26 protein-coding genes and 1 pseudogene are annotated in these 22554 nt (G+C 49.2%); 15 read left to right on the top strand and 12 right to left on the bottom strand.

Annotated features, from left to right (window positions below; genetic code table 11):
* Position 1: 1 nt before the first annotated feature.
* The 4 genes and pseudogenes from BJ887_RS13290 to BJ887_RS13270 all read right to left on the bottom strand — a co-directional run bounded on the left by BJ887_RS13290 (position 2) and on the right by BJ887_RS13270 (position 2569).
* On the bottom strand, positions 2–259 hold the full coding sequence (locus BJ887_RS13290) for a YjhX family toxin (protein ID WP_121339967.1): 258 nt from the start codon (positions 257–259) through the stop codon (positions 2–4).
* Positions 260–539: 280 nt separating this feature from the next.
* A pseudogene (locus BJ887_RS13280) lies at positions 540–956 on the bottom strand (VOC family protein).
* A 24-nt stretch (positions 957–980) separates the two neighbouring features.
* Positions 981–2237 carry an MFS transporter gene (locus tag BJ887_RS13275; RefSeq protein ID WP_121339966.1) on the bottom strand — a complete coding sequence of 419 codons (1257 nt, stop codon included), beginning with the start codon at positions 2235–2237 and terminating at the stop codon, positions 981–983.
* 80 nt (positions 2238–2317) lie between these two features.
* A complete protein-coding gene (locus BJ887_RS13270; protein WP_121339965.1) occupies positions 2318–2569 on the bottom strand; it encodes a zinc ribbon domain-containing protein in 252 nt (83 codons plus the stop codon).
* 295 nt (positions 2570–2864) lie between these two features.
* Here BJ887_RS13270 and BJ887_RS13265 point away from each other — a divergent pair, with 295 nt between their 5' ends.
* On the top strand, positions 2865–3473 hold the full coding sequence (locus tag BJ887_RS13265) for a DUF1062 domain-containing protein (RefSeq protein ID WP_121339964.1): 609 nt from the start codon (positions 2865–2867) through the stop codon (positions 3471–3473).
* Positions 3474–3692: 219 nt separating this feature from the next.
* Here BJ887_RS13265 and BJ887_RS13260 read toward each other — a convergent pair whose 3' ends face one another.
* Positions 3693–3902 carry an AlpA family transcriptional regulator gene (locus BJ887_RS13260; protein WP_072123577.1) on the bottom strand — a complete coding sequence of 70 codons (210 nt, stop codon included), beginning with the start codon at positions 3900–3902 and terminating at the stop codon, positions 3693–3695.
* Positions 3903–4009: 107 nt separating this feature from the next.
* The gene (locus BJ887_RS13255; protein ID WP_121339963.1) at positions 4010–4588 is read right to left on the bottom strand and encodes an inovirus-type Gp2 protein; all 579 of its coding nucleotides are present in this window, start codon (positions 4586–4588) and stop codon (positions 4010–4012) included.
* A gap of 416 nt (positions 4589–5004) precedes the next feature.
* Here BJ887_RS13255 and BJ887_RS13250 point away from each other — a divergent pair, with 416 nt between their 5' ends.
* Together BJ887_RS13250 and BJ887_RS13245 are read left to right on the top strand one after the other, a co-directional pair.
* Positions 5005–5922 (top strand): hypothetical protein, encoded by a 918-nt coding sequence (locus BJ887_RS13250; RefSeq protein WP_121339962.1) that lies wholly within the window; start codon positions 5005–5007, stop codon positions 5920–5922.
* A 331-nt stretch (positions 5923–6253) separates the two neighbouring features.
* The gene (locus tag BJ887_RS13245) at positions 6254–7303 is read left to right on the top strand and encodes a DUF6516 family protein (protein ID WP_121339961.1); all 1050 of its coding nucleotides are present in this window, start codon (positions 6254–6256) and stop codon (positions 7301–7303) included.
* Between the two features lie 417 nt (positions 7304–7720).
* Here BJ887_RS13245 and BJ887_RS13240 read toward each other — a convergent pair whose 3' ends face one another.
* Positions 7721–8947, bottom strand: a complete 1227-nt coding sequence (locus BJ887_RS13240; RefSeq protein WP_074026065.1) for a deoxyguanosinetriphosphate triphosphohydrolase family protein — start codon at positions 8945–8947, stop codon at positions 7721–7723.
* Between the two features lie 471 nt (positions 8948–9418).
* Between BJ887_RS13240 and BJ887_RS13235 the strand changes: the two genes are divergently transcribed.
* The 10 genes from BJ887_RS13235 to BJ887_RS13190 all read left to right on the top strand — a co-directional run bounded on the left by BJ887_RS13235 (position 9419) and on the right by BJ887_RS13190 (position 16229).
* Positions 9419–10294 (top strand): GTPase family protein, encoded by an 876-nt coding sequence (locus tag BJ887_RS13235; RefSeq protein WP_049594267.1) that lies wholly within the window; start codon positions 9419–9421, stop codon positions 10292–10294.
* 243 nt (positions 10295–10537) lie between these two features.
* Positions 10538–11254, top strand: coding sequence for a YafY family protein (locus BJ887_RS13230; RefSeq protein WP_087696569.1), 717 nt, complete (start codon positions 10538–10540; stop codon positions 11252–11254).
* A gap of 35 nt (positions 11255–11289) precedes the next feature.
* Positions 11290–11742, top strand: coding sequence for a hypothetical protein (locus BJ887_RS13225; protein ID WP_121339960.1), 453 nt, complete (start codon positions 11290–11292; stop codon positions 11740–11742).
* A 70-nt stretch (positions 11743–11812) separates the two neighbouring features.
* Positions 11813–12286: a hypothetical protein gene (locus BJ887_RS13220; protein WP_121339959.1), complete on the top strand. Its 474-nt coding sequence runs from the start codon at positions 11813–11815 to the stop codon at positions 12284–12286.
* A 119-nt stretch (positions 12287–12405) separates the two neighbouring features.
* Positions 12406–13227, top strand: a complete 822-nt coding sequence (locus tag BJ887_RS13215; RefSeq protein WP_121339958.1) for a DUF932 domain-containing protein — start codon at positions 12406–12408, stop codon at positions 13225–13227.
* A 30-nt stretch (positions 13228–13257) separates the two neighbouring features.
* Positions 13258–13698 carry an antirestriction protein gene (locus tag BJ887_RS13210; RefSeq protein ID WP_121339957.1) on the top strand — a complete coding sequence of 147 codons (441 nt, stop codon included), beginning with the start codon at positions 13258–13260 and terminating at the stop codon, positions 13696–13698.
* 12 nt (positions 13699–13710) lie between these two features.
* Entirely contained in the window at positions 13711–14253 is a 543-nt protein-coding gene (radC, locus tag BJ887_RS13205) for a DNA repair protein RadC (RefSeq protein WP_096002210.1), read from the top strand.
* Positions 14254–14263: 10 nt separating this feature from the next.
* Complete coding sequence (locus BJ887_RS13200) at positions 14264–14605, top strand: type IV toxin-antitoxin system YeeU family antitoxin (RefSeq protein WP_053274373.1); 342 nt, start codon at positions 14264–14266, stop codon at positions 14603–14605.
* Positions 14606–14625: 20 nt separating this feature from the next.
* On the top strand, positions 14626–14967 hold the full coding sequence (locus tag BJ887_RS13195; protein ID WP_001616568.1) for a TA system toxin CbtA family protein: 342 nt from the start codon (positions 14626–14628) through the stop codon (positions 14965–14967).
* 254 nt (positions 14968–15221) lie between these two features.
* Positions 15222–16229, top strand: a complete 1008-nt coding sequence (locus BJ887_RS13190) for a restriction endonuclease (protein WP_000528271.1) — start codon at positions 15222–15224, stop codon at positions 16227–16229.
* Positions 16230–16409: 180 nt separating this feature from the next.
* Here BJ887_RS13190 and BJ887_RS13185 read toward each other — a convergent pair whose 3' ends face one another.
* A complete protein-coding gene (locus BJ887_RS13185) occupies positions 16410–17285 on the bottom strand; it encodes a phosphorothioated DNA-binding restriction endonuclease (protein WP_121339956.1) in 876 nt (291 codons plus the stop codon).
* Between the two features lie 300 nt (positions 17286–17585).
* On the opposite strand from BJ887_RS13185, the gene BJ887_RS13180 reads away from it, so the two are divergent.
* Positions 17586–18038 (top strand): SymE family type I addiction module toxin, encoded by a 453-nt coding sequence (locus BJ887_RS13180; RefSeq protein ID WP_074147066.1) that lies wholly within the window; start codon positions 17586–17588, stop codon positions 18036–18038.
* Between the two features lie 95 nt (positions 18039–18133).
* Here the strand turns inward: BJ887_RS13180 and BJ887_RS13175 are convergent, their stop codons facing one another.
* The 4 genes from BJ887_RS13175 to BJ887_RS13155 all read right to left on the bottom strand — a co-directional run bounded on the left by BJ887_RS13175 (position 18134) and on the right by BJ887_RS13155 (position 21055).
* Positions 18134–18880, bottom strand: coding sequence for a cyclopropane-fatty-acyl-phospholipid synthase family protein (locus BJ887_RS13175; RefSeq protein ID WP_040018526.1), 747 nt, complete (start codon positions 18878–18880; stop codon positions 18134–18136).
* Positions 18881–18890: 10 nt separating this feature from the next.
* The gene (locus tag BJ887_RS13170; protein WP_014168433.1) at positions 18891–19148 is read right to left on the bottom strand and encodes a YjhX family toxin; all 258 of its coding nucleotides are present in this window, start codon (positions 19146–19148) and stop codon (positions 18891–18893) included.
* 288 nt (positions 19149–19436) lie between these two features.
* Positions 19437–20009: a DUF1349 domain-containing protein gene (locus BJ887_RS13160; protein ID WP_032679548.1), complete on the bottom strand. Its 573-nt coding sequence runs from the start codon at positions 20007–20009 to the stop codon at positions 19437–19439.
* 50 nt (positions 20010–20059) lie between these two features.
* Entirely contained in the window at positions 20060–21055 is a 996-nt protein-coding gene (locus BJ887_RS13155) for a LacI family DNA-binding transcriptional regulator (protein WP_020885349.1), read from the bottom strand.
* A gap of 241 nt (positions 21056–21296) precedes the next feature.
* Between BJ887_RS13155 and BJ887_RS13150 the strand changes: the two genes are divergently transcribed.
* Positions 21297–22535, top strand: coding sequence for an MFS transporter (locus BJ887_RS13150; RefSeq protein ID WP_014168436.1), 1239 nt, complete (start codon positions 21297–21299; stop codon positions 22533–22535).
* Positions 22536–22554 lie beyond the last annotated feature (19 nt).

Raw genomic sequence — 22554 nt, 5'->3', positions numbered from 1 at the left:
CTTAGCGGTTATCAAGCTGCGCACGAACGTTATTCAGCCCGGTGGTGTTGATGCGGTACGGCTGACCGTTGACGGACTTGATCAGCTTTTTGGTTTTGAGTTTTTTGAAGGTGGCAAGGGTGCAGTCGCTGAGCAACAGCCCTTCGCGGCTGTAGCATTCAACGGCGGTGACGCGGCCAGACGCATCGCGGACGTGCGCAATACGGCCACCTTTGGCGAGAACGTGTAAGGTACGTTGTTCCTGACGGGATAAATTCATACTGGAAAACCTGTTTAATCATCATATGCAAAACGTGCAAACACACAGCGGTGTCCGCATTCGATTTCGGCGCATTGATAATCAGTCCGGCCTGAAAAGGTCGGGAAACTGATTATCGGATGATTACATTCTCCAGCATCAAAGCCTCGGGTTGAGTTGAAAGGTATTTACGCGGTGAATAATAACACCTGATTTTTGTAAGTGAATATCCTGAGCTGAAAAGTGTGATCCAGACAGGGTCCAGTGAGAGCTCACTTTTTAAATCGACAGAGATTCTTAGCTATAAAGAGACTGTCAGGAAATGAACACTTCTGCTCCTAAAAGCGTAATACACAAATGCTAACTTATTCCCGTCCGGATCGCGTACATAAGCACTATGGAATCCTTGTCCGTATTGCGGCCTGTGATCCGGCGCACCTTCATCTGCGCCTCCCAGACGAAGGGCAAGTGCATGCAACTGCTGGATGTGTTCAAACGAGCGGGTATTCAGCGCAACCATCGTGTCATTACCAGCGCCTGCTGGTTAAAAGGACCTGCCGATGCACAATCCGATGGTATGGTTATCACTGAACGTCCCCCAGGATGCGCCCTCTTCATTACGGCCAGCCTTTTGATATCCAAGCAATTCCATCAGTGGATCGTAGAACCTTATGGCTCGCTGTAGATCGTTAGTACCCAGCATTACGTAGGAAAACATATATCCTCCTCACTCCTACTTACCTTATTGCTCCTGGCAACTTGCCGGTAATGCGGCCTGGACCTGCTGCTGCAGTCTTAGTTTTAGAAGCCGGGATACCAGAATAACGACGGCAATGCCGGCCATCAGCGCCATGCTGTGAAAAGCTATCCTGCCGCCGGCATGAACGTAGATCCAGCGGGTCGCTTCGATTGAAACAGCAAAGGTGCCCAAGAGCAGGATATTCAGCGTGGCTGATACGGTACCTTTCGGCAGGCTGTGGGAAAAGAGCGTGAAGCGGAACAGTACGGGGTAGAGCAGCCCAATCCCCAGAGCGTAGAGACTCGTACCCAGTACTGACCATACCCAGGCGTGCGGCCATAGAAGATTGCCAACCAGCAGCGTCAGCAGGCCGGACAGTTGTATTGGGAGGGTACACCAGATAAAACGTGGCGACGTCGGATCTTTGATAAAATTTGCGACGATTGCGCTGGCAATAATGATCCCGCTGAACACCGGCACCTGTGTCCAGGCATAGGCTTCGGGAGACATACCGCTATGCTCAATCAGGATAACAGGAGAGAGCGCCACCCATGTGATGATCGGCAGGTTACCAAAGGCCACCGCCAGTGAGCCGGTCAGCACCACGGGATGGCGGAACGCCGCGATGAAATCAGACAGCACTTCACGCGGCTTAAACCCGCGTCCCCGAGAGACGACGGTTTCCGGCATGTTGAAGAATAGCAGGGCCCATGCGACCAGACCAAACGCGCCAATAATGGCAAAGAGCAGCTTCCAGTGCATGACTGCCATCAGCGCGGCGCCAGCCACCGGACCGATAACCGGCGCGAGCAGGACGATGGATGTCAGCATGGCCATGATCCTGATGGCGTCCTTTTCACCAAATACTTCCTGAATCGAGACGTAGCCCACGGTCGAGATAAAGCAGATGCTGGTGCCCTGAATAACACGGGCGACAAAGTACTGCTCAATTGAGGTGACAAGCAGCATACTCAGGCAGGACAAGGCGAAAACCAGCGCGCCGGTTAACAGCACAGGCCGGCGGCCAATACGATCTGAAAGGGGGCCCAACAGCCATTGCAGCGCCAGTCCACCGGCCATGTACAGGCTGACGGATGCCGGTGCCAGCGTCACATCCGCCTCTAGCTCATTGATGATGTTAATGATACCTGGCTGAATAAGATCTGTTGTCAGGTAGGCCGAAAAATCATAAATCATCATCGCCAGCGGAAACAACATCACGCTGCCGTAGTGAACTAAACGTCGTGCTGGGCTGTTCATGCGGGGCTCCGGTTAATATCACGTCCTGTGTCTTTTTATCTGTAAATCACCTTCCGGTCAGGCTTTCGAATAAGTGTGGTTTACTCGTTCGCTTTATGAGCCCAGGCGGGCATTGCCGTCAGATAACGCTTTGCGCGCTTCTGTGCTTCTTCCGGGCCGACTTTTTGCCATGAGTCGAGAAACTCAGCCAGGCCATTTACGGCCTCTTCCCATGGTTTCAAGTTACCATCCGCATCGCTACACCAGGCGCAATATTGCTCGCTGGCTACATTGACATCCCGTTCGGATATTGGCATTCCGCAAGCCTGACAAAATCTTTCATTCTGTTCCATAACGCGCTCCTTCGGTTGTTTATTTGTCTACTAAATATACAAATTTGTCGCGCTACATTCAGTGGTTCAGATCAATAGAACCCGCGGTAAACTTCATGAATATTGATTGAACTCATTTACCGGATAATTGCCGCTTTGCTAGTCTCGGCATATCACTATGGACGCCGACAGGATTTTTGCGTTGGAAATCTTTTTTTAACCCGCTGAAAAATATCTCTTAAATATTTTTCATACATAAACATTCATAGTCCGTTTCGTACGGATTAGGTCTTGTATGGGTTAAAAAAGGTACGTTATGAAAGTAACATGGACCGTCACGCCTGTGGGGTATCAGCGCATTGCGAAACGATGCCCTTCTTGCAAGATTAAACGGGACTTCACGCCGTCAGGTGCATTTCGGGTTAATTCTCAAAAGAAGCTGCTGGATGTATGGAGTATTTATAAATGCACACACTGTGATTACACCTGGAATATCTCCCTGTTTTCGCGCCTGCACGTCAGCAAAATTGACCGCCAGCTTTTTCATCGGCTAATGACAAACGATGCCGCCACGGTACAGCACTTTGCAAATGATATCGCGATGCTGAAGCGAAACAACGCAGAGCTATCGGGTCGGCCTGGCTTTACCGTTCATGAGCGCTCGTCGCTAGGCATCACTGCCCACCAGCGGGTCCGCGTTCGTGTCAGGACTTCCCGTTCATTTCAGGTCAGCCTGCTGTCGATTTTGAAGCAACAGCTCATGCTGAGCGCTGGTGAAATTCAGAGAAAGGTGGAAGCAGGTCAGATTTGGGGCGTTACGATGAAGATGCTTAAATCGAGAAAGCTAAAGGCAGCGGAATATGAATTCCAGCTGTCTGCGGAAACGTTGTATGCCCGGCGCAGGATTGTTCTGACACGTTGTTAAAAATAAGAAGCTCACCCCAGGAAATAAACGTCAGTATGGCAGCCGTTCAACATAATAACGGATAGGCCAGGGATAGGGTGGGCTTCTGTTTTTCAGCTTCTGAATTGAGAACTTTAGTGAATGGGGTGATAGAGCATATCGTTTGAATTATGCCGAGTCTAATGGTGCTTTAAGGATTGGGATATCGGGAAAGGCGTAGCTTATAACGAATGGTTTGTATCAATGGCCGCGTGAATCGGCAATGCGTTGTTGTAACCATAATTCGACTTCGCTTTTCTTCCAGCGGGAGCTGCGGCCCAGCTTAATTGGCTTCGGGAATAGTCCGTCTTTTATCAGCTTGTAAAACCACTTGTCCGTCAGCCCAGTAAGCTTCGTGATGAATCGCATATCCACCAGTTGGTCATCAAGCAAAGAAATTTGTTCTGTCATGATGCAGTCTTCCATTGTGGGATTATCCTGAGCTGGTGGCTGATTACTCGTTACCACCAGCCCTTCCACATCAATGGATTGATACGTAAAAAAGTGCAGAACGTGAGTTACACCGTGCGAGGACGCCCCAGTCCGCTGGGCGACGGTACCTCACTGGCTCCGTAGTAATAGTGACCGTGCTTTTGCTCTTCTTTGGCGAGGTAGCTGATAATGTAGCGCAGGTTATCGATGGCTTCGGTATCACCGTAGTTCACCGGCCTATTAATACTGACTTCATAAGTGGGTTTGAACTCGCAGCGGTTGTAATAGCCTTCTCGTTGCGTTATTTCCCGCCATATTGTTCCTACTCTCTCAGCTATTGGGTAGGTAGCCTGGTTAAGGTGCCTGTCGAGATAGAACACGATATGGGCATGGCAGCCGTGGTCTACAGAGTTCTCGAGTACCCAGAAATACCCAGCCAGATTTGTGTGCTGCAGGGTGCGTTCAACCAGCATACGTACTTCTTGCTCAGTTTCATTCCATGAATGACGTTTATAACGCTCTGTACCTTTCTGATAGAACAGGTCGAGTCTGAGTGCCTGTATTCGCGAGTATCGGTTCAATAGCTGATTCAGGTGGTCATTGAGTAGAGACAGTAGAAACCAGTTCATCGTATATCTGGAATTAAAAGGGTAAGGTGTGTGCATTGATTCATCCTTTGTCAAATGGAGTACAAAGGATTGGGATGAGGTGTAATTTTTAAGAGAAGCGGGGATGCAGCAGATAAAGGAAACTGTGTATCCAGCGGAAGACTGGCAGGGTTGCTTGTTGGGGGAAGGAGCTATGACCAGGGTGGTATAGAAACAGGGAGTTCCCCCTTAATTATACTAAAAACCCAAATGTTCATATCTGTTGTTGAACGATTCTAATGAGGTGAGCAGAGGAGGGGCGTAGAGTGAAAACAACAGGAATAATGCAGTAAAGCGTCATGGTATTATCACAATGAAATCAGTAGGATATCAATAAAAAATCAGCCATTCCTCAGCCTGTGACCCGCCTCCCTCTACCTAAAAGATGCTCATGCTAATCTGTGTTCAGGAGCCAGAGTTAGAGGGAAGAGACGATGTTGCATTACGATATGATCCGCTACGAGATAATGTATCTAAAAATGCTTGGTGCGCTTTCCAACACTGATTACTCCTTACAGTGGAGTACTTATGATTCGCCGGATCAGTTTCGACGTTTAATCTCTCAGATCCTTGAACGGCATTTCCTAGGCGATCAGGACAGGATCAAAGTTGGCCGGAAAACTCTTAAAGAATGGGCTGAGCTGCTACTAATTGATAAAGATTATTTTGATTGTTTCAAAGGTACACCAAGAGCATTGTGGTTTGCTCACCATTATATTTTTGAATATCCAGTATTACCTGCAGGGCTGACGCTTGGTGGGTTGGGGAATGACGTCGGTTGTTCAGGAAGATTTAATTCTCTTTTAATGGATAATAATATCTTCACAAATCTTGATTTCCCTAATTTGAATATCGACCTGGACGATATCGATTGGGACCTGATAACCAATCCAAAGGCCACAGCCTCGAAAAAACCGAAACGTGTTTTCTCCCGATTTTATCTGAACGCGGGAGCAAGTACCGATCTGTACAACCCCACCCCGGTAACTGAGCGTGAACTCATCAATGGTGTGATGAGATACATTGATGAAGCTCCATGCTCACTTGGAGATAAGATCTCTTATTTCAAAAAACTGCATGAGAGCTGGCTTGAGCAATATGATTTTTTTCTGACAGATTTTGACTGGATGTCACGTGATGATGAAATTCAGTTAGTCTATCTCTGGGACTATCTCAAAGGAAAAGAACGAATAGCGGGCTATCTTCGCCCTTATAATACGTCCATGCGTTATGACATGATTATTGCGGCTATGGATGTGTGGAACGTCCAGCCTGAAGAGAAGCTGGATTTTATTGAGAAGATGAAACATGCCTGGCAAGCTTCAAAATCTTATCGGCGATCTGCTAAATAGCGTTGTGATCTCAGTGGTTTCTTCGTCTGATTTCTCATTGTAGTGATGAATCTGAGTCGACCCTTTGAGTCGATATAGGGTCCTCTCACTATCTCCTCCTTGTCCCGTTACGTACAGAGCACATAGTCGAGGTATGAAAATTAGAACGTTTACTTCTGGCTCGAAGCGTGCAAGCTAGCTGATCTGAAGGTCCGCTATGAGCGAGGAGCGGACATGTCTCCCTTGCGGTGTAAAAAACTATCTGGTAACAAGGTGGTATTGGTGTATCAGTGGCCGGTAAAATTAGGCGCAGCCCCTGCCGGTACCATTTTGAATAATAAAGGATGACACTTTGAGACTTAATGATGTAATTACTGACTGCATCAAGCTTAAATTAAATGGAGCTGCAACGGATAATGTTATTCAATGCTTCGGTGGCAATATACTGAGAAAAGGAAAGCCAGTTTTGGCAATTGAAGTTTCGAGTAAAGAAATATTGCTTTGGATGATGCAAGGAGCAACGAATGCACATGTTTATATCAGCGCAGGTACTTTTTATATAAATGCAATGTATGCACCAACTGTCCGCTTTCCAGCAGCCAGAATTTATTTTATGAAATCAAAAGACCTTTTCTGGTTTGGCCATATTGGTGTTTATCTCGAACAACACGGAATCAAACTCATTCCAGTAGATGATGCCAGCTTCTCAAAGCTCATTGATGATACGGGGTATGTACAACGTTATAAGCCGTGGTACGAAAAAAGGAAAGCTGACTCGAGATTATTCGATGGTCTGCTAGGAGGGCGGATTAAGAATACTGCTGTAGATCAAGCTATATGGCTGTCCACCGGTGGAAAGTGCTTGGTTTGCGGTGAAAAAGCCGATCGCATGGCGACCAGTACTGTTTGGGGAAAGTCAGGGATGATGATTGGTATGCAGCTATGTTTGATACATGAAGAGGAATCTCAGAAGCAATCAATTCTTCTCAACTATCTCTCGAATCATTTGGGTGGAATAGTTATGTTCTCAAATATGCGTCCTCTGACTACTGAAGAAATGCTTGAGCAGACCTGCGAAATACTTAAAGTAAATTTTAAATGCACTATCATGAAAGTTGTAGGGGAAACTGTAACCGCCCGAAGACAGTCGGGGATCACAATAGTAATCAGACACCAATCTCCGTCGAATTATGCCTATATAATAATGACCCCTGAAGGAAAACAGGTGTCTAGGGTCGATTCAGCCGATCATCACAAAGTACCTTACGGCCCTGATCATGTACATTCTGATCTGCGTAAATCTACAAAAAATGTCGTCGAGACAAGCTTTACATACGGACATATTTGTCTAGATATGAAACTACTTTTAAAACTGATCCAAGAGGCTGAAGATAAATTATAAGATGATCTAATGATGTTAGTAATGTCCGCTACAGGCTCGCAGCCGATAGGCTGCGTGGCTATCAGGTCCGTTGTCAGCGAGGATCGGAAGTTAGCAACTCCAGCTTCCGCTCCTGGCACACAGCAGTCATTACTCTCATTCGTGACGCTCCTTTTAAACTGCCCCGGAGGACGGATCGTTTTGACTAAATGCACTATCTATTAACCTCAGCCATTCACTAAGAGCATATGTTACGGGCTTAGCGGCTGTCAGGCCGAAAATCAGCGTGAGGTAATACAAAAGCGGTTACCAAACGTATTGAAAAGCCTGCCAGGATGCAAAAGATGCTGTTCCGGCAGGCTATCAAAACGGTCTTAAAACAGAACGCTGCACTGTAGTTGAAAGTAATTCATGCAGTATAGACGTCTATCGTTGGTGTTATTTCTTACAATGAGTTTCCCATTCCTTGACGGCGAATGTGTCCATCATGCCTGAAATGTAGTCAACCACAGCCCGCGCTTTTTTGGTTTTTAACTCATTCGGCTCTGTTTCAGATAACGAAGACTTGAGCTCAGGTGACAGAAACTTATAGTTGTCACCGGAATTATAAAACGCATATAAATCACTGATGATCTTATTTCCTTCAAACTCGTAAGTCAGTATGTTTCTTTTGCGCATGATGACTCTGAAGAGCAGCTTTTTAAGACCTTCAGCAAGTTCCTGTAACGTTTTGTACCCAAGCTCTTCATAACCATTTTTACTTTCAACGACGCCAATATCCATGACCAAGCGGTTAACGATATTGGACGTCAGCTCTTTTCGAAAAATTATGGCAAATTCTTCTGATGACTTCAGTAATGTTGCCTCAGATGCAGTTTTCTTGGACGTACTGACAATCTCATTGAAGTGTTTAAGAGCAACGTTGTAGTCTGGTGACTTGAGAAATTCATACTCAATATCTTCGATAGTCACCATGTTCCTGCTCAACGCATCTTCCAGGTCATGCGCTGCATAGGCGATTTCATCGGCGAGATCCATAATCTGTGCATCAATGGTTTTTTCACCCGCCTTCATGTCTAGTTGTTTATCTTTCAGCAACTGCGTATAGAAGGCATAGTCATCATCATAAATGAATTTATCTGAAGTGGATTTTGTATTTGGATACTTGATGACAGACAATAAGCTGCGGTAGGTGAGATCTAAACCTGCACAGCGAGCATATTTTTTCTCGAGTTTTCTCAAGATACGAAGCGCTTGGGCATTTCCTTCATATCCGCCGATTTCAGCAGATAAGTTGTTAAGCTTTTTTTCCCCTGAGTGCCCGAATGGAGGGTTCCCAATATCATGGGCCAGTGCTGCCAGCTCAACAACAACGGGGAATTGCAATTTAAGATCTGATGCAATACTGCGTGCTATCTGTGCGACTTCAAGGCTGTGGGTTAAGCGGTTTCGGTTAAATTTCTCAGGATCTACTTCAAAAAGCTGCATTTTCCCCTGAAGCCGTCGGAATGAGGATGAGTAAAGAATTCGTGCATAGTCTCGCTGGTAATCATCTCTGTTTCGGGCTTCAGAGCTGACATCAGTATGCTCACGGCTATGTCCCAGCGCATCAATCAGTTTTTGCTCTTGCTTCTTCGCAAAAGCTATTGTTTTGTCATCGTACATATTACATCCTTGCTGTATTTGAAAAATCTCAACAGATAACTTCCCCTCTCTGTTCGAAAAGGGTGGCGGGTGAAGTTGAAATGCATAATGAGTGTTTTACATAATTCTTTATATTTTTATCAACTGCGTTTTGTGCTCTTTTGTATGCGGTCTGCCAAAAGCCCAGCAATTAGCCCTAAGAATCAGTTTTTATCGCCATGTTTTGCGTATACGATTGCCTGATACATCGGTGTAGAACGGGATTTGAGAGATTTTCTATTGTTCTGGTGAGCTGCCCTAATTTTGAAAATTTGTTGAGTTAACGGTTTCCGCTTTTGGCACGAAGCGGACCTCGTTTAGTCCTGGGCTACACAAGGTCCTTTACGTATTAATCTAAAATTCCAAATTATTTCAGACAGATATTATCTCAGTGAATCCCCGCCTTCCTGACTGGAACGCGGGATTTTTAATTTTTCACGCTGAGACTACTGTATGAATAAACCTGATGGCCTTCAGGCCTTTGAACAACCGCTTGCGTCGCTTCCGCGCACGCTTCGCCAGCTTATTCTTGAACGTATCCAGAACCTGACTCACTACGAGCCGGTGATTGGCATCATGGGCAAAAGTGGTGCTGGTAAATCCTCTCTCTGCAACGAACTTTTCCGGGGCGAGGTGTCCCCGGTGAGTGACGTGAATTCCTGTACTCGCGACGTACTGCGCTTCCGGTTGCGCAGCGGTCGTCACAGTCTGGTGATTGTCGATTTACCGGGGGTAGGTGAAAACGGGTGGCGGGATCACGAATACCGTGCCCTGTACCGTCGAATGCTGCCGGAGCTGGACCTGGTGCTGTGGGTCATTAAGGCCGATGATCGGGCTCTGACCGTGGACGAGCAGTTCTGGCACGGTGTGATGCAACCTTACAGGCAAAAGGTACAGTTTGTGATTAACCAGGCCGACAAAATCGAACCCTGTCATGAATGGGATACTCTCACCAGCAAGCCTTCACCGCACCAACTGGGAAATCTTAAAGCGAAGCAGGCTGCGATTATGGCGATGTTTAAACCGCATCATCCGGTCTGCGTGGTGTCAGCCCGCACTGGATGGGGCATTGAGGAGATGGTGGCAGCCATGATGCGCTGTCTGCCTGACCGCGCCACCAGTCCGGTGGTGACACAACTGCACGGGAGACTCTGCACAGAGCCGGTAAAGTCGCAGGCCCGTGACAGTTTCGGCGAAGCTGTGGGCCGGGTTTTCGATACCGCAGAATCATCTTCGTTCATGCCTGCATCGCTGAAAACGGTGATTCGTAGCGTGCGTGATGCGGTGGTGTCGGTCGCACGGGCCGTCTGGGACTGGATATTCTTCTGATATCGCAATTTTTTCTGCGAATGATGAACGGGTTGTTAATGATGTGTTGATTGTGGACACGTCCTTTCCACTGCGTTTTATCATCCATTAAATCAGGCGAAGCATCATTATCTGTCAGACGAGCGCTCACAAGCCCGGACTGCGCATAAAAAATAGTTCCGATGTTGTCCATACCCTGTCCACCCCTTCCTTTAAAGTAATCATTATTAATTCAGAGAGTTAACTTCGCAGGAGAAATCTTTCATGACGCTTCAGGAGCGGCGACATGACCGGCTTGCCGTCAGGTTGTCGTTGATTATCAGCCGCCTGGTGTCCGGTGAAACTCTGTTTATTCGCAAACTGGCAACTGAATTCGGGGTGTCAGAGCGCACGTTACGTCGTGACTTTCGGGAACGTCTGATGTATCTCGACCTGGATTATTACCAGGGGCAGTGCAGTTTGCGCTCGGATATTCACAGTACGCGGCAGGAAATAGATATTCTGACCTTTGCTCACCGCACGGGGCTGGCCGGGGTTTTCCCGGGCTTTGACCGGCGACTGGTCAGCAGCCTGCTGGACTGTGATGATCGACCCTGTCTGGTATGGCATCAGGACAGACCTCATCCCCCGGCAGGAAAGCTCTGCTTCTACAGGCTGGTCAGAGCTATTTCTGGATGTCAGCGCATCACCATTCTGACTGAAGGGGAGCGTCATGAGGCCATCGCACCTTACCGGCTAATCGCCCTTGACGGTTACTGGTACCTTGTCGCTGAACATAACAGGCAATTACGTGTCTTCCGGCTGGATGAGATTCATCTGGTAAGGCCATCCCGGGAAACATTTATTCGCAGTGAGCTTCTCTATCAGTTGTCGGAGGATAAGCATTTTATCTCTGCCTTACCTCATTTCCGTTTTATTCAGCAGTCGCTGAATTCATTTTCTCCATCAGAAAATCGGGGGCAATCCGGACAAACTGATTAGAGATGGTCTCCACAATTGAATGTAAGGTTAATCTAATGAAAATATTGAAATTGTTGTCTTTACTGCCAGTCATGTTGTTCCCCTTACTCATCATAGGTAATGCTCACGCAGCACGTCCTTATAGCGGATTCCTGCCTGCGGCAGTGAATAATAAAAGTGGGAATATATTCTGGTGTGATGCCCATCGACAGGTCAGAAAACTGTGTACAGCGACGGAGGTAGATTCAATGGGATGGTTTATTGTTGTTCGCTCGAAACCTTCCAGAGATTGTCCGGGGGGAATATGGGGGTGGATTACTCCCAGTAAAGACGATGTGGCAACAGGGTATACCATTACGCCAGGTAAAGAATTCAATCTCACCATGAAGGAAATGTGCAGTCCCGATATGAAAGTAACGTTCCGCCCGAATAAAAAGGACCCTCGTTATGACGATCTTGTCGGGATTTATGCCGGGAAAGAAGCGTTTCGCTACAAACAAATAAAATAATCCAACTGTTTTTTCATTACTTTTTGTTTTAAACAACAAAAGCTTTATTACATGATTTGAGGACAACATTATGCGACTGCCTTACGTAATATTTACATTAGCTATGCTGGCTTCTGTATCAACAGCACAGGCTATTCCCAATATGTGGACGAGTGGTTTTGGGATGGGCGTGACCGAATATATCATTACCAGCCCGGAGAAGATGGTGTTTAATCTGAACTGTACTGGCAATCCGGATGCGCAGAATATTCTGCAACATGGTGTTGATCTCACTCTGCCAGATGGAACATCAGTAAGTTCTCATGACGACGGGACGGAAATAACGGTCGTCATTGATAACAGTCAGTTCTCATTACCTTCATCCCTCGGCTGGAGGAATGGCGATAATGCCTGGGTGTCATTTATTGACGCACTGGGGCAGGCAGCAAATTTCGATGTTTATGTCAGCGATAAAAAAGTAGGCACTTTCAGTCCGGGTCTGAAGAATACGCAAAAAGAGCTGTCTGACCTCAGTGAGTGCCGGACCACACACTACAGCGATTAGTTACTTACATTTCAGACCTCTCCACCCCACAACATACCAACACCAGATAGCAACAGGCCATGCTCCTTCGGGAACATGGCCTTTTTGTTTTTAATTCATTATCAGATAAGGAGTTAGCTATGCGATTAGCCAGCCGCTTTGGTCGTATAAACCAGATACGCCGTGACCGGCCTCTGACCCATGAAGAGCAGATGAGTCATGTACCCAGCGTGTTCGGGAGTGACAAGCATGAATCTCGTTCAGACAGGTACGCCTACATCCCGACCATCACCATCCTCGAAAGCCTGCAGCGTGAAGGCTTTGAGCCGTTCTTTGCCTGCCAGACAAAGGTCCGTGACCAGAGCAAGCGGGAACACACCAAACACATGCTTCGCCTGCGTCGTGCCGGTCAACTTACCGGGCATCAGGTACCGGAAATCATTCTGCTTAACAGCCACGACGGCTCATCAAGCTACCAGATGCTGCCGGGGCTATTTCGTGGCGTCTGTACCAACGGCCTGGTCTGCGGTCAGTCGTTCGGGGAGGTACGGGTGCCACATAAAGGCAATGTCGTTGAGAAGGTGATTGAAGGGGCTTACGAAGTGCTCGGGGTGTTTGACTGGGTGGAGGAGAAGCGCGATGCAATGCAGTCACTGGCGCTACCTGTACCCGCCCGTCACGCACTGGCGAATGCTGCACTGAAGTATCGATTTGGTGAGGACCACCAGCCGGTCACGGTATCGCAGTTGCTGACCCCACGTCGCCGGGAGGACTACAGCGATGACCTGTGGACCGTCTACCAGCGCGTGCAGGAGAACCTGATGAAAGGTGGTCTGTCAGGGCGAACCGCACAGGGGAAAAGCAGCCGCACCCGTGCTGTTACCGGTATTGATGGCGATGTGAAGCTCAATCGCGCCCTGTGGGTGATGGCAGAAAACATGCTCGAGTTTTTCGGGCGTTAAACAACCGTTCCGGCATAAGGAGATAGTTTAATGAATACACAAAATCATCAGTTCGCGGAGCATACCGCAATTACTGCCTCAGTGGTCCCGGACGAGTTACGCATCGGCTTCTGGCCGCAGCACTTTGGCTCCATCCCACAATGGATAACCCTTGAACCTCGCATTTTCGCCTGGATGGATCGGCTGTGTGCTGATTACAGCGGCGGCGTCTGGAGTTTTTATACACTCAGCAACGGCGGAGCATTTATGGTTCCAGAGCCCGACGGTGAGAAATGGACATTCTTCAACAGCATGAACGGCAATGGCGCAGAGCTTACCAGTGAAGCTGCAGGGATGGTCGCCTGTCTGATGGCTTACAACCACCACGCCTGTCGCACCGAGTGTGACGCTATGACTGGACACTATTATCGCTTACGCGACTACGCGCTAAACCATCCGGAATGCAGCGCCATTATGCATCTTATCGACTAAGGAATGCCTGACATGAATACTGTATTATCCCCAGAGTCATCGCAGCCTGAACTCTTTCCGCTGGCGGTTATGGCCCAGCATAGTTGCCTGCTCCCCGCGACCTCCGGATTGACACCTTATGCCCAACGGACCATTCGACGTGCTATCAACCTGCTGGATAAATATCTGCGCCAGCCCGGCATGTCCTTTACCTCAAGCACGGCTGCCCGTGACTGGCTTCGGTTACAGCTGGCAGGACAAGAACGAGAAGTGTTTATGGTGCTCTATCTCGATAACCAGCACCGTTTACTGGAGAGTGAAACGCTATTTGCCGGTTCGGTTAACCATGTCCAGGTCCATCCCCGTGAGGTGGTGAAGTCAGCGCTTCGCTTCAATGCTGCTGCTGTTGTGCTGGCGCATAACCATCCATCCGGTGATCCGGAGCCCAGCCAATGTGATCGCAACATTACGGGCAGGCTTAAAGAAGCGCTGGCACTGGTTGATGTGAACACTCTCGATCATCTGGTTATCGGTTCAGATGGAATTGTGTCGTTTGCAGAGCGAGGCTGGATATGAGGGCACTTCAATGAAATCTACTGACTCAGAGAACGATTCATTTCTCAAGTGGGGTCTGAATCGTAATGTAACACCTTGCTTTGGCGCTCGTCTGGTACAGGAGGGAAACCGGCTGCACTATCTGGCTGACCGGGCCAGTATCACCGGTAAGTTCAGCGAAGCAGAATGTCTTAAGCTGGATGTGGCATTCCCACATTTTATCAGCCAGATGGAGTCGATGTTGACTACTGGTGAAATGAATCCTCGCCATGCCCACTGTGTCACCCTGTACCACAATGGTTTCACCTGCGAAGCCGATACCCTTGGCAGTTACGGCTACGTATACATCGCCGTTTACCCCACTCAACGTTAACTAACTCCACAAGAGCAAATATGAAAACTCTACCTGCAACAACTCCGCAGGCGGCGAAGCTATGTCTGTCGCCCGTGGCAGTGTGGCAAATGCTGCTTGCACGCCTGCTGGAACAACATTATGGCCTGACACTCAACGACACGCCATTCAGTGATGAAACGGTAATTCAGGAACATATCGATGCCGGTATATCTTTGGCCGATGCCGTTAATTTTCTGGTGGAAAAGTACGGGCTGGTTCGTATTGATCGCAGGGGATTCAACTGGCAAGAACAGTCCCCATATCTGCGGGCGGTCGATATTCTGCGGGCGCGACAGGCAACTGGTTTATTAAAAAGAAATCGTATTAGCGCGGCACGGTGAACATTGGGAATAGCCTCCCTGATTCACATTGCAGTCTTACTTATTTACTCACTCCAAAAAGCACCTGCCGATGCTGGTTGGTGCTTTTACTTATATGGACGAAACATCATGCAAATTGAAGCTGTAATTTTAACTGGGCACATTATCGCAAGCACAATCCGGGAATGCTGGGCCGTCGTTGTTGATGGTTTTGACGCATACTACGAACAAGCTTATGATCCAGCATAATTTCTTTTCCTCATGAAGGGACGGCTATGGGCAACAGAATGTGGATGATCCGTGGTGACGGCGGCAAGCTCTATGACGATTTTCGCGATAAGCAAATTGTAGGCATCGGCTGGTCTCAGCTGGCTCCATTAGTCAAACCCGGCCTGTCCCGAGCTCAGTTACTCGCCTTATACCAGGAGGCAGATCCATTAACAAAGCTGGGTACTGCGCGTTCTGGTGCATCGCAGGTCTGGCGTTTTGTGAACGAAATCCAAAAGGGTGATTGGGTTATTACCTATTCGCCAGCCAACCGTACTTATCTGCTAGGTAAAGTTACATCTGATTTCCAGTACCACCCTGAATGGGTGGAAGAGGGGATGGGAATCGCTCGACAGGTAAAATGGAATACTGAAGAAATCGATCGCGATCGATTGTCTGTTGCTACCAAAAACACATTGGGCTCCACGCTGACGGTTTTCCAGCTTCCAGAATATGCTCTAGAAGAGCTTTTGCAGGATAAGAAACCCACTGCAGATGTAATTACTCAGAATCCAATTGTAATAGATGAAGATGAGGTCGTTTCTGATCCGCTCCGCGATATGGAAATGCTGGCGTTTGAGGGTATCAAAGATCGCATCAACTCTCTTGATTGGGACGAGATGCAAAATCTGGTTGCCGGAGTTTTACGCAGTATGGGCTATAAAACGCAGGTTTCACCAGCGGGAGCCGATCGGGGTAAAGATATCATTGCTTCACCTGATGGATTCGGCTTTGAAAATCCACGTATTATCGTTGAGGTAAAACATCGCAGGGAGCAAATGGGAAGCCAACAGATCCGTAGCTTTATTGGCGGTCGCCATAAAGACGATCGCGGGCTTTATGTCAGTACCGGTGGTTTTACAAAAGATGCTCGCTATGAGGCCGATCGTTCGACGATACCACTGACGCTCTGGACGCTTGATGATCTCGTCCGTGCTCTTATTGAGAACTATGAGCAAGTCGATATCGAGACCAAACTTTTGGTGCCTCTAAAGAAAACTTTCCTACCTGCCTGAACCTTGCTTTGATAGCCATATCGGTGTTCTACTGATATGGCTTTATACCCATTAGTAAGGTCTATTTTTTATACAGATTTTAACTTGTGGGTACAAGTGCGGGTATAACTATTTATCCCTGCCTATAAACTACATTGATATCAGTCTATTAGGTGTGAAATTCGAGTCCGGCCTTCGCACTCACCCCCTATACACCTCCCTCCGATGCCATTCCACAAACCCCTCCCCTGGATAATTCCCTTTCACCATTGGCAGTGCTATCTGCTTCCCGGCGAAATCCCAGAACAGTCTTCCTACAATCCCATTCCCGTTGCCATTTACCGCCTCAGACACCAGAACCCGCAAACTGTCATCCAGCCCAATCGATCCCTTATCAAACGCTTTATGATGAATTGCACACAGCGCCAGCCCGTTCGGGATTTCACACGGCCCGCCAAACTGTTTCCACTTGATATGCGCGGCTTCAAGCGCAACGGAGGTGTTATCATGTCGCATGTTGAATCCGCAGATTGCACATTCATAGTTATAGGCGCGAAGCACTTGCTGGCGAAACAACGGATCGCGAACCTTACGGATCTGTTGAATATCAAAACCCATCTCATCTGCGATCTCTTCCTGGATGCTTTCCGGGAAATGCGCCTCAAGGATCTTCTGTGCCAGCGAGCCGATCAGCTTCTTGTTCTTTCTCAGTAGCGCATAGTGTTCTTCATCAAAACCGCCAGCGACCTTATGTTCAACAAGCTCTTTTACCGGTGGCTGTTTGCTGCCAGTGGTGGAACAGAGTTCACTGTTCTCAAGATCCCAGAATCCATCCCGTTTGAGTCGCCAGAAGGGCATGTTCGGGTAATGTTCTTTCCTGTCTGGACCAAAGCGTTCTAACAGGCTTAGCAGTTGAGCATGTACCTCGGTACCGTAGTCAAACAATCGTGCATGCCCCTGCTGATAGTTCGCCAGCACGTACAGAAGCAATAAGGGTTTATGTGGCGCACGTTGTTCGCCTTTGCGCCAGATGGTGATGTCGGCAATTGCCTGTTCGAGTGTTTTGCTGGAAGCCATCGCGTTACGGAAGAAGGTAAATAATTGCGATGATGCTCGCAAAACCCAGACCAATCAACCCGCAATCAGCAAAAACATGACCTTACCGCATGCTAACCTTTTTCCTGAATCCCCCTCGCAAATTCCAAATTTACCCCACCCAAAACCGCTGTATTTATATTCAGCCTGGTATAATACGCATCAGAAATAACGCCGAACGGCAGAGTGAGTTTCACAGGAATTATTTACAACGAGACGCGATATGAAGGTGCTGCAACACCCCCATACCGCTAACCACAAGCAACTGAAAAGGAGTTGAAAATGGCTGCGCCGAATTTTATGCCAGAGTTTACGGTTTGCAAAACAGAATCAGATGCTTTCACCGGCATGATTGAAAACCGCGAGCTGGTACGCAAAAACAGTACCCGCCGACTTCACGGCAACCAGACCAGTGCCGCGCCTGTTCATCCCCGCGCAGAAACGCCGGAAGCAAGCTCTGCCTGCTGTGAACTCTATGCCCGGATAGATAATAAATATCTTCCGCTGGGGGGAGACTGGCTAACACGAGCAGGGTTTATCAGCGGTATGCCGGTTAAAATCCGGGTGATGAAAGACTGTATTGTGATCACGCCGCAGCATACAAGAGAATTATGGGGATGCCTGGAAGGGATGAGTGTGGTGAATATCAATAAACAAAAAGTCGCTCAGTGGTTAAAAACATTTCCAGGGGCGTTAAATGATACGGGCGATATCCCGGTGATTAAGCGCGGGTAAACGTGACGGAATCCGCGTTCATATTATTCTGAGCCGCCTTAATACCTGATGCGTGAAGGCGGTATAGTCGTTAAGGCTATACCGCCTGTTTCAGGCTATCGGGCAATCAACGCAAACACCCCCCAGCCAAAGTACTCTCGTGTGTAGGTGACGTGGCGTTTGGGCGCAATTGTCAGCTCCGCCCGAACTTCTTGTGCAAAGTCATCGTCAGGGTTTTCCGCCAGCCAGCGACGCAGGGTCATCCATTTCGCCGCTTCGTATCTGTCCCAGCCTTCCTGGTCTGCGAGGACCATTTCCACCAGGTCATAGCCCTGCGCGTCGAACGAGGCGACCAGGTCGGGCAGGGTGAGAAAGTCTGCGATGGACGAGACGCCGCAGGCCTGGGCTACCTCATCGCTCGCAGGAACCTGACGCCAGTAGGGTTCACCGATGAGTATCATCCCGCCAGGCCGGAGGCTTTTTGCCAGCAGCGCCATTGTTCCGGCGACGCCGCCGGCAATCCAGGTGGCGCCTACGCAGGCCGCCACATCACATTTTTCATCTGCGACGTATCCGGCCGCATCGTCATGAATAAAACGCACGCGCTCGCTGACGCCGAGTTCATCAGCACGGCGCGTTGCCTGTTCGGTGAAAAGTCGGCTCATGTCGATGCCGGTGCCGGTAATGCCGTGATCGCGCGCCCAGGTGCAGAGCATCTCCCCCGAGCCGCTGCCGAGATCGAGAATGCGCGTGCCTGGCTTCATGCGTAACACGCGGCCCAGCGTGGCGTACTTTTCCGGGGTGAACGGGTTATGAATGCGGTGTTCGCTTTCGCTGACGGTAAAAATACGTGGGATATCCATCATCCTCTCCTTAACGATTATCTGGCTGGGCACGAACGCTGTTCAGCCCGGTCGTGTTAATGCGGTAGGGCTGACCGTTGACGGACTTGATCAGCTTTTTGGTTTTGAGTTTTTTGAAGACGGCGAGCGTGCAGTCGGCGAGCAACAGCCCTTCGCGGCTGTAGCATTCAACGGCGGTGACGCGGCCTGAGCTATCGCGGACGTGCGCAATACGTCCACCTTTGGCGAGAACGTGTAAGGTACGTTGTTCCTGACGGGATAAATTCATACTGGAAAACCTGTTTAATCATCATGTGCAAAACGTGCAAACACACCGCGGTGTCCGCATTCGATTTCGGCGCATTGATAATCAGTCCGGCCTGAAAGGTCGGGGAGCTGATTATCGGATGATGACATTCTCCAGCATCAAAGCCTCGGGTTGAGTTGAGAGGTATTTACGGGGTGAATAATATCACCTGTTTATTTTAAGGGAATGGTCGGGGGGGAAAAGTGTGATCCAGGTGGAAGCTCAGGCTGCGCCATCAACGGATCGTAGAACCGGATGGCGCGATGTAAATCAGCTGAGATCGTGCAGCGCTTTATCCATGGCCGGCGCGAGACTGAAATCACTAAACTCGACGGCTAAGCCGCTGCGTTCAGGCGTGCAGCACATGACACCGACTTTCACTGGCCCCGACGGGAAATGGCATAAACGCAGCAAAGGCCACGACAGCCCGTCTGCTGAGTACTGTAACCGCAACGCGTCTCCCTTGCGGGTCAGGCGAAGCCAGAACTCCCGGGGGTTACCCGGGAAGATACCGGTTGCCCAGTCGGAGGCCTGTAACGTCAGTACGCTGCCAATGGCCGGCGCGCCATCATTGTATTCAATCCCGGCCTTGAGCCAGTGTTGCTCGTCCGACATCAGCATGATTCCCGCCTGGTCATAGAGCGTGCTGAACTCAGCGCGGATGTTAGTCTGAAACGTGAAATCACCTGCCGCGTCAGTCGCGTAGATGTGGCCCGAGAAACGCTCGAATCCGTACCACGTATGGCGCCAGAAATCGGTGTGGTCGTCGGTCACGACCGATAACGTGTTGTTCTCGCTATGCCATTCGGCAGGTTCGTTTATCCAGTAAAATTCGTTTTGCATAATGTCCCCAGGTGACTGTCAAAAGGTCGTCGGTATTCGGCCTCTCTTGCTCAGCAGGATTCGCGCCTGAGCCAGGGGCTCTCGACCAGCACCTTATCCCGGTGGGTGTCGCCATTGATAATGTGCAGTGTACTTAAGCGCCCAATCTCATAATGCGGCAGCTGGACCGTGGATAGCGGGGGTAAAAACAAATTTCCGATGCCGACAAGATTATCGTAGCCAAGAACGGCAATATCCTGTGGGATTCGGATCCCCTGCGTTAACAGCGTCTGATACACCATGAAGGCAATACGGTCGTTACCACAGATGACCGAATCAAATTGCGGTTTCCCCTGAACGATATGCGCCAGCAGCATCTCCGGAATATCCCGGTAGTGCTCATCGCCAAATTGCATATAGCAGTGTTCAAGCGTATCAGGATCGATACCGGCTTCACGGCAGGCGCGATCAAGCCCCTGACGGCGGCGACGCGTCGCCAGATGGTTGACAGGTAAATGCAGGCAGAGAGGGCGGCTGTATCCCGCCGCCAGCAAGGCCTGTACGGCCGTATACTGGCCTTGTTCATCGTCAGGTATATAGCTGGCAACCGGTTCTCCCATGTTCTCGCAGTTGGCCAGAACGCAAGGGTGCTCCAGTAGTCGGGGCGGGATGCTCACTTCACGCAGCCCCATGGTGGTGAAAATGATCCCCCCGGGCCGGTGGGCGAGCAGCAGGTCGACAATATCGTCAGGGTTATCATCGGTAAACATATTCACCACGAAGCTGTTCCAGCCGTACGCCCGTGCGGTTTCTTCGATAGATAGCGTGATTTCTACCGAAAAAGGGGTGGTGACGGTATCCAGCGCCAGCACGCCGATGGTTTTGTTCCGGGAGCCGACACGACGAACCTGCCGGGCTGAGAGGTCAGGCACGTAATTTAACTGCAGGATCGCCTCCTGCACCCGGGACAGGGTTTCAGGCTTTACGCGTTTCGGGTCATTGAGCACCCGGGAAACCGTCATGAGCGATACATTGGCCAGTTTGGCCACATCTTTTAAAGACGCCATAGCTTTCCATTATCTGAATGCATTCGACCCGGTAAGGTGTTGTGAGCCAATGCGAATGTCCTATTCTAGGCACCGACACCCAGGGTTACGCAAGTCACACTCAAAAGTTTGAGCGCGATCTCAACACATTAATGTTAACGTTAACTTTTGTGATTAACATCGAGTATCACATCAAAATCGAGTGTACGCCTGAAATGTTAACGTTACCATCTTAGCATATCCTTCTTGCGAGATTACGTAGATGAAAAAACGGCCTACTCGAAGTTACATGCTGCTCAGCGCTCTGCTGTTCTTTTTCTTTGTGACCTGGTCCTCATCAAGTTCACTTCTCTCAATCTGGCTTCACCAGGAAGTGGGGCTAAAGGCATCGGAAACCGGCATTATTTTTTCCGTGTTATCTGTCTCCGCGCTCTTCGCGCAGGTCTGTTATGGCTTTATCCAGGACCGACTCGGTCTGCGCAAACATTTGTTATGGTTTATCACCGCGTTGTTGATCCTCTCCGGCCCGGCTTATCTGCTTTTTAGCTACCTGCTGAGCGTTAATATTCTGCTGGGCAGCGTATTCGGGGGTTTATTTATCGGGCTGACGTTTAATGGCGGTATCGGCGTTCTGGAGTCCTATACCGAGCGCGTTGCGCGTCAGAGTACCTTTGAGTTTGGGCGGGCACGCATGTGGGGGTCTCTGGGCTGGGCGGTCGCCACGTTTTTTGCCGGGTTACTGTTTAATATCAACCCTGACCTTAACTTCCTGGTGGCGTCATGCTCAGGGTTAATCTTCTTCTGTCTGCTGGCCCGCTTAAAGGTGGCCGCGCCGGCAAGCATGGAGAAACTCGAAATTGGCGCTAAAAAAGTTTCTCTGGAGGACGCCCTGCGTCTGCTGACTCTGCCGCGCTTCTGGGCGCTGATATTCTTCGTGGTCGGAACCTGCATTTACGGCGTATACGATCAGCAATTCCCGGTCTATTTCTCGTCACAGTTCCCGACATTACGAGAAGGGAACGAGATGTTTGGCTATTTAAACTCTTTCCAGGTCTTTCTCGAGGCCGCGGGTATGTTTTGTGCGCCGTGGCTGGTTAATCGCATTGGCGCTAAAAATGGTCTGATATTCGCAGGTATGGTAATGGCGCTGCGCATGATTGCTTCCGGGCTGGTGGAAGGCCCCTTGCTTATCTCCATTACCAAACTGCTTCACGCGGTCGAACTGCCAATATTGTTAGTCGCCATATTTAAATACAACAGCCTGAATTTCGACAAACGTCTCTCCTCCACCATTTATCTGGTGGGATTTGCCTGCACCAGCTCCGTCATTGGCACCGTCTTGTCCCCGCTGGCAGGCTTTAGCTATGAGAGATTTGGCTTCGCCCAATCCTATCTGATCATGGGCATCATGGTATTCAGCACCACGTTTATTTCCATTTTCCTTTTGCGCTCAACTAAATCCTCATCTGAGCCATCTTTTCTGCAGCAAAACGCTGTGTAATGTACTGAGAATAAAGACG

The sequence above is a fragment of the Enterobacter sp. WPR_3_1 genome (assembly GCF_003635055.1).
GTDB lineage: Bacteria > Pseudomonadota > Gammaproteobacteria > Enterobacterales > Enterobacteriaceae > Enterobacter > Enterobacter ludwigii.
Note: the sequence above shows the minus strand (reverse complement) of the source record. Positions and strands in the feature narration are given on the sequence as shown.